The following is a 12,640-nucleotide window of genomic DNA, read 5'->3' as shown; positions in this document are numbered from 1 at the left end:
AAGGGGGACAAAAAATGAAAAAAATATTGATTGCAGTATTGATGATGATACTTTTAGTTGGGTGTGGGAATAAAGAGGTTGTTACAAATAATCCTTCTGAAAATGAAGTAAATAATCAAGAAAAGACATTGGAAAATAACAAAGACACTAAGAAAGCAGAAGAAATAGTTATAAGTGAGCCTACCGATGATAAGTCCGGAGAGCAGGAGAAAAGTGTTGATTTAGAAAATAAAATCAAGTCACCTTTAACTGGTTTGTATATAGATAAGGAAAAGCTTAACGATAGACCTATAGTTGTCATGTTAGACAACTATTATAAAGCTAGGCCACAGGCAGGACTAAGCGATGCAGATATGGTTTATGAAGTATTGGCAGAAGGTAATATAACTAGGTATATGGCCGTAATATATACAAATAAGCCAAAGACCATTGGGCCAATAAGAAGCTCAAGACCCTATTTCATCGACAAAGCCTTAGAGTATGATCCCCTATATGTTCATGTTGGAGGTAGTGAGCAGGCTAAGAAGGATATAAGAAGTTTTAAAATGGCAGATATTGATGGATTATCATCTGCAGGAGATATATTTTGGAGAAAAAAACACAAATCAAAGCCTAATAATATGTACTCCAGTTTTGAAGCTATTATGAAGCAAGGGAAAAGAAGGAAATATAATAAAGATGGAAGCTTTGAAACATTGCAATTTAACGAAGAAGATAAGGACATAGATGGAAAGGATTTAACGGATATTAAAATACCCTATAGGGGTAAGAAGTACGTATCAGGATTTCAATATAACAAAGAGGATGGTTTATACTATAGATATGTTAACAATAAGCCTCACTTAGACGAAGCTTCAAATATTCATCTTACAGCTAAAAATATTATAGTGCAGTATTGTGATAAGAGGACTATTGATAGTGTTGGGAGACTAGAAATGGATCTAGTTGGGGAAGGAAAAGCATTATATATAACTAATGGTAAGTCAATGGATGTAAAATGGAAGAAGCCTTCTAGAAAAGCTTTAACAAGATTTTATGACTTAAGTGGTAATGAAATAAAGTTTAATCCAGGAATCACATGGTATCAAATTGTTCCAAGTAATTTAGAAATCATTACAAAGTAAAATAAAAAATCAGGTGGTGAATAGTTTGTCTTTTAAATCAGGATTTGTAACAATTATTGGAAGACCTAATGTTGGAAAATCTACACTAATTAATAATATTGTTGGGCAAAAAATATTGATAATGTCAGATAAGCCCCAAACTACAAGAAATAAAATTCAGACAATATATAATGATGAAGAATCTCAAATTATTTTCTTAGATACACCGGGTATCCATAAGCCGAAAAATAGACTTGGAGAACATATGGTTAAGGCAGCAAAGGATACATTAAATGAAGTTGATGTGATAGTATTTTTAGTGGATGAATCTAAGAATATAGGACCAGGAGATAAATATATTTTAGACCTTTTAGAAGGGGTTAAAACTCCTGTAATTTTAGGTATAAATAAAATTGATATTACTGAGCCGGATATCTTTAAAGAGATATATGAAAGATATAATGAATATGGTACTTTTGATGAGATAATGGGATTGTCTGCCATAAATGGTACCAATGTAGATACTTTAATAGAAAAGCTTGTTGATAGACTTCCAGAAGGTCCTAAATATTTCCCCACTGATATGATAACTGATCAGCCGGAAAGATTTATAGTCTCTGAGATAGTAAGGGAAAAGCTTCTACATTATCTTCACGAGGAAGTTCCCCATGGGGTTGCGGTTATTGTAAACTTTATGAGAAAACGTGAAGATCAAGATATTGTAGATATCGATGTTACAATATATTGTGAAAGAAATTCACATAAGGCAATAATAATCGGTAAAAATGGAAAGAAAATAAAGGGCGTTGGGAAAAGTGCAAGAAAAGAAATAGAAAATCTACTTGGTTCAAAGGTTTACATGGAAATATGGGTCAAGGTTAAAAAGGATTGGAGAGATAAAGAAAGTATTTTAAGAAATTTAGGATATGAATAATAGAGGTTTGACGGCAATTATATTGTACAGAAAATCATATAAAGAAGCCACATATGTTTTCTTGCGGTTTCTAATGTAAGAAACATGTGTCTTTTTAGTGAAAATTGATTTTTCATTCCTCAGTAATAATTACATATTTTTAAAGGGGGGTGTAAATATGACAGAGCATGGAGATGAAAGAATAAAGGAAATAATAAAGACAGTAGAGGATTTGCTGCAATACAATGAAGATTTAAAGATAAAAGAATATATTGAAGAATTACACCCTGCAGATATAGCTGAGATTCTATTAGAATTAAATGATGATAATCAAGTAAAATTTTTCAGTATCCTTTCATGGGAGCAAGCAGGTAATGTATTGGAGGAAGTTGATTCTGAAACATTTATTGAACTCTTAGGGATTTTGAAAAGAGAGCATAAGATTGAGATTCTGGATCAAGTGGCTCAAGATGACATGGTTGACGTTCTGGCAGAACTCAGTGAGGAAAAACGAAAAGAGATAATCTCACTTTTGGATTTAGAAGATGCGAAAAGTGTCAGAGAACTCTTAGTCTATGATGAAGATACCGCCGGCGGTATAATGACCAAGGAGTTTATAACCGTTAGAAAGGATATAACCGTTTATCAAGCTATTGAAGATCTAAGAAGCAAGGCTAGTGATGCCGAAACTATCTACTATGTTTATGTAGTTGATAAAACTAATAGTCTTGTGGGGGTTTTATCCTTAAGGGAGTTAATTGTAAATAAGCCAAATAGTATTATAGAAGATACTATGCACGAGGGTGTTATAAGTGTCAATTTAAAAACGGACCAAGAGGATGTAGCTCGACTTGTATCAAAATATGATTTGTTAGCCATTCCTGTTGTTGATGATGATAATAAAATAATGGGTATAATAACAGTAGATGATATTATTGATGTTATTCAAGAAGAAGCTACAGAAGATATATATAAATTTGCCGGTGCTTCAGAAATTGAAGATATAGACAAGGATAAAATTTCACATAGGATATTTGCGTCGGTAAAATCACGTTTGCCTTGGCTTGTTATAACTGTTTTTGGGGGATTGCTATCGGCTCAGGTGATAGGCAGTTTTCAAGAAGTACTTAATAAAAATACTGTGTTGGCTCTGTTTATGCCACTACTTGCGGGTATGGGAGGAAATGTTGGAACCCAATCATCCACCTTAACGGTTAGAGGTATAGCAATGGGGGAGATACATGGAAAAGAAATATTAAGAACCATGTTTCAAGAAATATGTGTGGGATTTTTAGTTGGACTTTGTTGCAGTATTATTGTTGCAGTGGTATCCTTATTTTTCGTAAAGGGAGAAATAATTTTGAGTTTTATTGTAGGTGTTGCAATGTGGGCCAATATGATTACTGCTGCGACTATAGGGACTTTGGTTCCACTGATATTTAAGAGAATAGGAGTTGACCCCGCTGTAGCTTCTGCTCCTTTCATAACTACTACAATAGATATAACTGGATTGTCCATATATTTTACTTTGACAACTATTCTTTTAACAAAAATAGTATATTAAAATAGGGTTATATATAAGGCTGTTTGAGGATTTAAGTCCATACAATAAAAATAACAAAAATTTCATGAATATATGCACTACTCCATGGCAGAAAATAATTATATGAAAAAGGGTTATATGATTATTTTCTTGTGGAAAGGGGGAGTATGATGCATAATAATAGTCTTTGGGATCTATTTTTTTTGACAGGGGATTTAAAATACTATTTAGAACTCAGAAATAGTAAAAATCAAAATTTAGTATTTGATATACAAAATAATAACGAATTTCATGGTACAGATAATGATTCCTTGAGGTGATGTTCTGAGGTGATGCAATGATATATAAGACCGATGCTGTGGTCTTAAGAAAACATAAGATATCAGAGTCCGATGTTATACTTACATTGTTTACTAGAAAGCTCGGTAAAGTGAGGGCTGTGGCAAAGGGAGGAAGAAAGCCTAAGGGAGGCTTATCTCCCGCTTCACATATTTTTGTCTTTGGAGAATTTATACTGTCAAAGGGAAAGGATTTAGATAGGGTTTCATCCTGCCATATACATGAGTCCTTTTATAATATCAGAGAGGATTTATCAAAGCTTGCCTATGCTTCATACTTTGCTGAATTATGTGATACAGTTATTGTTGAAGGAGTCACAAATAATAGGCTGCTTGATACCTTCCTAAAGACTTTAAGCTTAACAACTCAAAGTGATGAAGATTATGAGCTTATTAAGTTGGCATTCCAATTAAAAGTATTAGATTACTCTGGATTTAGACCAGAACTTAGTAAATGTTCAGATTGTGGTGGTACTAGCTTTAAAAAAATAGGATTTGATATACAACAAGGAGGGCTAGTATGTGATAATTGCTTTACCAAATATAATAGAAAGCCATTTATTATCAATTCAACAATGGTAAAGGTTATGAACTACATATTTAAAACCGATATAATAACAATATCAAAGATTAAACTTAATTCTTCAATCATAAATAAATTAAATGTTATCATTGATAAATACATACACTTGCATCTTGAAAGAAAATCTTTTAAAAGTCTAGAGTTTTTGAACACTATAAAAAAAATCTAAGTTAAGAGGTGATGTTTTATGGATTTTACTTTAGAGCATGTAGATGAGGTAAGGGAAAGAACTGGTGTTTCATATAGTGAAGCTAAGGAAGCGTTAACTGAAACTGAAGGAGATGTTTTAGAAGCTATAATCTATATCGAATCAAAGAATGAAAGAAAGATGAAAAATACTATAAGCAACAAGGGTAATGAGGTTATTGAGAAATTAAAGGAGATAATTAAAAAGGGCAATGTAACAAAAATTCTTTTAAGAAAAGATGAAGAGAATATAATGAATATTCCTGTTACCGCAGGAGCTATAGGAGCTATTATTTTTCCTCCTGCAACCGTAGCTGGTATATTAGTTGCCCTTGCAACAGGATGCACTTTAGAAATATTTAAAGACGATGGTGAGATAATAAATATCAATGATATTACCGAAGATGCTCTACAAAATGTTAAAGAAAAGGTAGACTGTGCCAAGGATAAATTCTCTAAAAAAAATAAAAAAGATGAAATTGATGAAGAAGAATAGTATGAAATTTATGTATTTTACTGTTTACAAATTAGTAACTATGTGGTAAAATCAATAAAAAAATAAGGGATGCAATGACGGAGAAGAGTAACTAATTATATTATTAAGGCCATATCGGATAATAAACTGTTTATTAGCTGATAATTCCTTCAGAGAGTCGGCGGTGCTGGAAAGTCGATATAATGTTTTAGTGAATGGAGCTTCTGAGCAATACATAATTAAGAGGGCGTTTTATACGCTAATCAGGGTGGAACCGCGGAAGTAAACCTTTCGTCCCTTTTCAGGGATGAAGGGTTTTTTTATATTATTTTTAGGAGGTATAAAAATGGCAAAAAAAGAAAGAAGCACTATGGATAAGGTTGTTTCATTATCAAAATCTAGAGGGTTTATATTCTCAGGTTCTGAAATATATGGAGGATTGGCAAATACTTGGGATTATGGTCCTGTTGGTGTAGAACTTAAAAATAACGTTAAAAGAGCTTGGTGGAAGAAATTTATACAAGAATCTCAATATAATGTTGGATTGGACGCTGCAATACTTATGAATCCCCAAACTTGGGTTGCATCTGGACATGTAGGTGGATTTAATGATCCCCTTATGGATTGTAAAAAATGTAAAGCAAGATATAGGGCTGATAAATTAATAGAAGATTATTTATCTGAAAACGATCAACCGGATGTAATAGTTGATGGATGGTCAAAGGAAGAAATGGAAAGCTATGTAAGGGAAAAGGATATAAAATGCCCAGAATGTGGTGAGGCAGACTTTACTAACATAAGACAATTTAATCTAATGTTCAAAACATTTCAAGGGGTAGTTGAGGATTCTCAAGCTGAAATCTTCCTAAGACCTGAAACTGCACAAGGCATATTTGTAAACTTCAGAAATGTTCAAAGATCATCGAGGAAAAAGGTTCCCTTTGGTATAGGTCAGATCGGTAAATCCTTTAGGAACGAAATAACACCAGGTAATTTTACATTCAGAACAAGGGAATTTGAACAAATGGAATTAGAATTTTTCTGTAAACCCGGTGAGGATTTGGAATGGTTTGATTACTGGAAGAACTTCTGTAAGAACTGGCTTTTAAGCCTTAATCTTAAGGAAGAAAACATTAGACTCAGAGACCATGATGCTGAAGAATTATCCCATTATAGTAATGCAACTACTGATTTTGAATACAAATTCCCCTTTGGCTGGGGAGAATTATGGGGATTAGCTGATAGAACTGACTATGACCTGAAAAAGCATATGGAACACTCTGGAGTAGATTTAACATATCAAGATCCAGTAACTAATGAGAAATACGTTCCCTATTGTATTGAACCATCCCTTGGTGCAGATAGAGTCACATTAGCCTTTCTACTTGATGCATATGAAGAAGAAGAGCTAGAGGACGGAAGTGAAAGAATAGTACTTAAATTCCATCCAGCACTATCTCCATTTAAGGCGGCTATTTTCCCTCTTACTAAAAAGCTCAAGGAGCCAGCTTTAGAAGTGTTTAGTCAGCTTTCTAAGAAGTTTATGGTTGATTATGATGAAGCCGGAAGTATAGGAAAAAGATATAGAAGACATGATGAAATAGGAACACCTTTATGTATAACTGTTGATTTTGATACTTTAGAAGACAATACTGTAACAGTAAGAGATAGGGATACAATGGAGCAAGTAAGAATAAAAATAGATGAATTAGAAGATTATATTAATAAAAAAATTGAATTTTAATAATAATATATAAAAAATGAGGATGGCATTTATGTTATCCTCATTTTTTATTGTAGGACATTTTTAAAATTGGGGAATTATATAATTAATTTACTCAAATAATAAAAAAGCATAAAAATTATATAAAATTAAAGACAAATATTTAGAAATAGTATATAATAAATAAGAAATAGTATAACGTATATGCGGAAAACGAGGTGATTAGTATAGTATTTACTAGCCGACAAAAGAAAATAATTGAGATAGTTAAAAATAATGAGCCTATCACCAGCGAAAATATAGCAGAGTTTCTAAAACTGACAAGGGCTACTTTAAGACCAGATCTTGCAATTTTAACGATGTCAGGAGTTCTTGAAGCAAGACCAAAGGTAGGATACTTTTATACTGGAAAATCTGAAAATCAAGAGATTTTTAACAGGGTCAATGAAATCAAAGTAGGAGAAATAAAATCCATGCCCGTTGTGGTAGATGAAAAGACTTCCGTTTATGATGCTATAGTTTCAATGTTTTTAAATGATGTAGGTACAATATTTGTTATAAGCGATGGATATCTCACAGGGGTTGTATCAAGGAAGGATTTTATTAAAACATGTATTGGTGGTACAGATATAAATAAGGTACCCGTTGGTATTATTATGTCGCGAATGCCTAACATTGTTTTAGCCTATGAAGACGACACTGTATTAGAGGCATCAAATAGAATCATTGAACATGAGGTAGATAGTCTACCAATAGTTGAAAAGGAAATAATTAACAAAAAAGAAAACTACAAGGTTATTGGTAGGATATCAAAGACAAACATTACAAAATTATTTATTGAACTTACTAATTTATAGAAAATAACCTAACAATCAATGGGAGGATATAGGGTATGAGTGAAAAGTTGTACATATATATCTTATCTGATTCAATAGGGGAAACGGGTGAACAAGTTGCCAAGGCCGCAGCAGCCCAATTTAAAGATCTAGATTACAGACTAAAAAGATTTCCCTATATTTCAGAGAAGGAACAAATAATCAATATTATACAAGAAGCTGCCAGTGTAAATTCAATCATAGTTTTCACAACGGTTATTAAAGAATTAAAAGAAACTTTGATAATAGAATGTGAAAAGAAAAATATACAATATGTAGACATTATGTCTCCACTACTTAGTTCCTTTCATAATGTCTTAGGAAATGAACCCGTTCATGTTCCCGGGACCATGAGAAGATTGGATGAGAGATATTTTAATAGAGTCGCTGCTATTGAATTTGCCGTTAAATATGATGATGGAAAGGATTCAAGGGGAATAAAGAAGGCTGATATAGTACTAATAGGGGTTTCTAGGACATCTAAAACACCTTTGAGCATGTATTTAGCTGGTAAAAATATAAAAGTCGCAAATGTACCTTTGGTACCGGAAGCACCACTGCCAAAGGAACTTTTTGAAATATCACCTAAACGTATTATGGGACTTACTGCGAATCCAATAAAGCTAAATGAAATAAGGCAAGAGAGGCTAAAAGCACTAGGGCTTAGTAATAATGCTTCTTATGCTAACCTAGATAGGATTCTTGAAGAACTAGATTATTCTGAAAAGATTATGAAAAGACTTAGCTGTCCAGTTATTGATGTTTCAACTAAGGCTGTGGAAGAAAGTGCAAGTATTATTATGGAAATAATGAGAGAAAATGATCTGATATAAAAAATATTTGCAAGGAGGTATACTGACATGAAGGAGTATGTTTATTCGTTTGATCAAGGAAGTAAAGAAATGAAATCAACACTTGGGGGAAAGGGAGCTAATTTAGCTGAGATGAGTAAGATTGGACTACCAGTTCCACCGGGGTTTACGGTTACAACCCAGGCATGTAATAAATATTATGATAATGATAAAAGAATAGATAAAGATATTGAAAATATGATTTTTGATAACCTTGATAAATTAGAGAAAAACACTAATAGGAAGTTAGGTGACTACACAAATCCTTTGTTGGTATCTGTTAGGTCTGGGGCAGTGATCTCTATGCCAGGTATGATGGATACAGTACTAAATTTAGGATTAAATGACAAGACTACCGATGGATTAGCTGAAATAACACAAAATCCTAGATTTGCCTATGATAGTTACCGTAGATTTATACAAATGTTTGGAGATGTTGTATTAGGCATAAGCAAATATAAATTTGATAATATATTGGACTCTGTAAAGGAAGAAAATGGTATACAAAATGATACAGATCTTAAGGTTACACATCTTAAAGACATAGTAACGAAATACAAAGAGCTTGTGAAAAGGGAAGCTAAAAAAGAATTTCCCCAGGATCCGAAACAACAACTAATGATGGCTATTAATGCTGTTTTTGAATCATGGAATAATGCTAGAGCAATTGTATATAGAAATATTAATGATATACCCCATCATTTAGGTACTGCAGTTAATATACAAGCTATGGTATTTGGGAATCTAGGAGAAACTTCAGGTACTGGAGTTGCCTTTACTAGAAATCCATCAACCGGTGAGAAAAAGGTTTTTGGAGAGTTCTTAATAAATGCCCAGGGTGAAGATGTTGTTGCAGGTATTAGAACGCCAAAACCTATTGACCAATTAAAAAACTTTATGCCAGAGGTTTATGATCAGTTTATGGAAGTAACTAAGATTCTTGAGCGTCACTATAAGGATATGCAGGATATTGAGTTCACAATAGAGAATGGAAATCTTTACTTGCTACAAACAAGGACAGGAAAAAGAACTGCAAAGGCGGCTGTAACTATTGCCGTTGATATGATGAATGAAGGCTTTATAGATAAAGAAACTGCCATTATGAGAGTAAACCCGGAACAAATAGATCAATTATTACATCCTACATTTAAGGTAGAGGGATTAGAAAAAGCTAAAAAAATAGCTAAAGGGCTACCTGCTTCACCTGGGGCTGCAACTGGAAAGGTGTATTTTACTTCAGAAAAAGTAGTGGAGATAACTAAAAAGGGTGAGAAGGCCATACTTGTAAGGGTTGAAACATCACCGGAGGATATTGAAGGAATGGTAAATGCTGAGGGTATAGTTACGTCTAGGGGTGGAATGACCTCCCATGCGGCAGTTGTTGCAAGGGGTATGGGTAAGTGCTGTGTAGCTGGCTGTGGAGAAATAAAAGTAGATGAGCATAATAAACTCTTTAAAATTGGAGACATAGTTATAAAGGAAGGTGACTATATTTCCTTAGACGGTAATACTGGAATGGTTTATGAAGGAATTATTGAAACTCAAGAGACGGAATTGATAGGTAGCTTTGCTAAGATAATGGATTGGGCCGATGAAGTGAGAAGACTTAAAGTAAGGACTAATGCAGATACACCTCACGATTCCGAAGTAGCAGTTAAATTTGGGGCTGAAGGCATTGGATTGTGTAGAACGGAGCATATGTTCTTTAAGGACAATAGAATATTGGCTGTAAGAGAAATGATAATCGCTAAGACAAGGGAAGATAGAAGGAAAGCACTTGATAAACTTTTGCCATTCCAAAAAGAAGATTTCATTGGGATATTTGAGGCAATGGGTTCTAGACCAGTTACAATAAGACTTCTTGATCCGCCACTCCATGAGTTTGTACCCCATAAGGATGAGGATATAAATGCTCTTGCTGAGGAGTTAAATATGGATTTGGTGATACTTAAGGAAACAATTGAAGATTTAAAGGAATTTAATCCAATGCTGGGTCATAGGGGATGTAGACTTGCTATCACTTACCCCGAAATCTATGAAATGCAGGTAAGGGCAATTATTTCCGCAGCAATAATTGTAAATAAAGAAAAGGGAATACATCTAAAGCCAGAAATAATGATACCTCTTGTTGGGCATGAAAAAGAACTGGAAATAATTAAAAATCTAGTTAACCAAACCGCTGAAGAAGTATTAAAGGAAAATGACAAACAATTGGATTACAAGGTAGGAACAATGATAGAAATACCTAGGGCCGCTTTAACGGCAGACTCTATAGCTAAGCATGCTGAATTTTTCTCCTTTGGTACTAACGATTTAACGCAAATGACCTTTGGATTTTCTAGGGATGATTCAGGGAAATTTATTAATGAGTATAGAAATAAGGAGATATTTGAAAAGGACCCATTTGCTAGACTAGATCAATTTGGTGTAGGTAAATTAATAGAAATAGCTGTTAAGCTTGGTAAGAACACTAGAAAAGATATAAAACTGGGAATATGCGGAGAACATGGTGGAGATCCAGAATCCATAGATTTCTGTCATAGAATAGGTTTAGAATACGTTTCATGTTCTCCATTTAGAGTACCAATAGCAAGATTAGCCGCTGCTCAAGCTGCTATAAGGAATAAATAGAAACTAAATGTATAGATATTCCAGTTAAATAGTTAATTTATACACATCAAAAATCCCTAGAAACATAGGATATTTTTCGATGTATGAATTAAGTTTAACTTTTGTAAATCTATATATGATGATGGGTTTTCTAAGAATTTAGAAGATGAAGGACACGATATACCTAAAGGGTTATTGTGTCCTTTTATGTTGTCAATAAATCAAATGTTTTGTAAAAAAATGTATAGCTGAACCCAAGTGAATTCAATGGTTGTATTCTCAAGTGAAAATTTAAGAAATATTTATGAAGGATTTTACGTCAATATTGTTGTATATATACATATATATTTTAGAAGGTGTTTGATTTTGCATATTAGAAAATATAAAAGAGGGGTATTTTATGAATATCAGAGAAATAACTGAATCTATTGAAGAAAATACTTTATCTAATCGTGCAAGCAAGTCAAATAATATTAATGGTAGAAAATTTCCAGAAAAGAAATGTGATATTAGAACAGAGTTTCAAAGAGATAGAGATAGGATAATACATTCAAAGGCTTTCAGAAGATTAAAGCATAAAACACAGGTGTTTTTATCACCGGAGGGGGATCACTATAGGACTAGACTTACTCATACCCTGGAGGTTGCTCAAATCTCAAGAACAATTGCTAGAGCTTTAAGATTAAACGAGGATTTAACAGAAGCAATCGCCCTTGGACATGATCTTGGACATACCCCATTTGGACATTGTGGTGAAAGTGTACTCAATAGAATCCATAGTGGTGGATTTAAACATAATGAGCAGAGCCTTCGAGTAGTGGAAAAATTAGAAAAAAGAGGAGTTAAAAAAGGAGGATTGAATCTCACCTATGAAGTGAAGGATGGAATATTAAATCATACGGGAGAGAATAAACCTTTGACTTTAGAAGGGCAAATAGTTAAATTAAGCGACAGAATAGCTTACATAAACCATGATATAGATGATGCAATTAGAGCCAGGGTACTAAAAAGGGATTCACTTCCTATAGATTGTACCAAAGCCCTAGGGGTCTCACATAGAGAAAGAATTAATAAAATGATAAGGGATGTAATAAAAGAGAGTATAGAAAAAGATGGCATATCTATGAGTGAAGAAGTTTACTATTATACAAATAAATTAAGGGACTTTATGTTTGAGAAGGTGTATCTAAATAAGGAAGCAAAAAAAGAAGAAGAAAAGGCCCAAAATGTAATTGTTGAATTGTATAGATATTTCTGTAGAAAGCCTCACAAGCTACCGGAGGAAATATATGATGAAATTAAAATCACAAATAATACCGAGGAAAAAGTTAAGGATTATATAGCTGGAATGTCAGATACTTATGCCATAAATAAATACTTAGAAATATATGTTCCAAAATTTTGGGTATAGTGCTGAAAATATTTAAGAAATAAGAAGGA

General features: G+C 33.1%; 11 protein-coding genes. All 11 read left to right on the top strand.

Annotation, left to right across the window (positions count from 1 at the left end; genetic code table 11):
• Window positions 1–14: 14 nt before the first annotated feature.
• The 11 genes from N4A68_15820 (at window position 15) to N4A68_15770 (ending at window position 12,611) form a co-directional block, all read left to right on the top strand.
• On the top strand, window positions 15–1,124 hold the full coding sequence (locus N4A68_15820; protein MCT4565764.1) for a DUF3048 domain-containing protein: 1,110 nt from the start codon (window positions 15–17) through the stop codon (window positions 1,122–1,124).
• Window positions 1,125–1,149: 25 nt separating this feature from the next.
• A complete protein-coding gene (gene era, locus N4A68_15815; GenBank protein MCT4565763.1) occupies window positions 1,150–2,037 on the top strand; it encodes a GTPase Era in 888 nt (295 codons plus the stop codon).
• A gap of 157 nt (window positions 2,038–2,194) precedes the next feature.
• Window positions 2,195–3,580: a magnesium transporter gene (mgtE, locus tag N4A68_15810; protein MCT4565762.1), complete on the top strand. Its 1,386-nt coding sequence runs from the start codon at window positions 2,195–2,197 to the stop codon at window positions 3,578–3,580.
• A 149-nt stretch (window positions 3,581–3,729) separates the two neighbouring features.
• Complete coding sequence (locus tag N4A68_15805; GenBank protein ID MCT4565761.1) at window positions 3,730–3,879, top strand: hypothetical protein; 150 nt, start codon at window positions 3,730–3,732, stop codon at window positions 3,877–3,879.
• Window positions 3,880–3,896: 17 nt separating this feature from the next.
• Window positions 3,897–4,649, top strand: coding sequence for a DNA repair protein RecO (gene recO / locus N4A68_15800; GenBank protein ID MCT4565760.1), 753 nt, complete (start codon window positions 3,897–3,899; stop codon window positions 4,647–4,649).
• A gap of 18 nt (window positions 4,650–4,667) precedes the next feature.
• Entirely contained in the window at window positions 4,668–5,162 is a 495-nt protein-coding gene (locus N4A68_15795; GenBank protein MCT4565759.1) for a DUF4342 domain-containing protein, read from the top strand.
• Window positions 5,163–5,487: 325 nt separating this feature from the next.
• Window positions 5,488–6,885 carry a glycine--tRNA ligase gene (locus N4A68_15790; protein MCT4565758.1) on the top strand — a complete coding sequence of 466 codons (1,398 nt, stop codon included), beginning with the start codon at window positions 5,488–5,490 and terminating at the stop codon, window positions 6,883–6,885.
• Between the two features lie 197 nt (window positions 6,886–7,082).
• Complete coding sequence (locus N4A68_15785) at window positions 7,083–7,721, top strand: helix-turn-helix transcriptional regulator (protein ID MCT4565757.1); 639 nt, start codon at window positions 7,083–7,085, stop codon at window positions 7,719–7,721.
• A 35-nt stretch (window positions 7,722–7,756) separates the two neighbouring features.
• The gene (locus N4A68_15780) at window positions 7,757–8,572 is read left to right on the top strand and encodes a kinase/pyrophosphorylase (GenBank protein MCT4565756.1); all 816 of its coding nucleotides are present in this window, start codon (window positions 7,757–7,759) and stop codon (window positions 8,570–8,572) included.
• Between the two features lie 27 nt (window positions 8,573–8,599).
• Entirely contained in the window at window positions 8,600–11,221 is a 2,622-nt protein-coding gene (ppdK, locus tag N4A68_15775; protein MCT4565755.1) for a pyruvate, phosphate dikinase, read from the top strand.
• 379 nt (window positions 11,222–11,600) lie between these two features.
• Complete coding sequence (locus N4A68_15770; GenBank protein ID MCT4565754.1) at window positions 11,601–12,611, top strand: deoxyguanosinetriphosphate triphosphohydrolase; 1,011 nt, start codon at window positions 11,601–11,603, stop codon at window positions 12,609–12,611.
• Window positions 12,612–12,640: the final 29 nt, after the last annotated feature.

It is taken from the genome of Maledivibacter sp. (genome assembly GCA_025210375.1).
Classification (GTDB): Bacteria; Bacillota; Clostridia; order Peptostreptococcales; family Caminicellaceae; genus JAOASB01.
The sequence above is the reverse complement of the archived record's forward strand: the minus strand, read 5'-3'. Positions and strand labels throughout refer to the sequence as shown.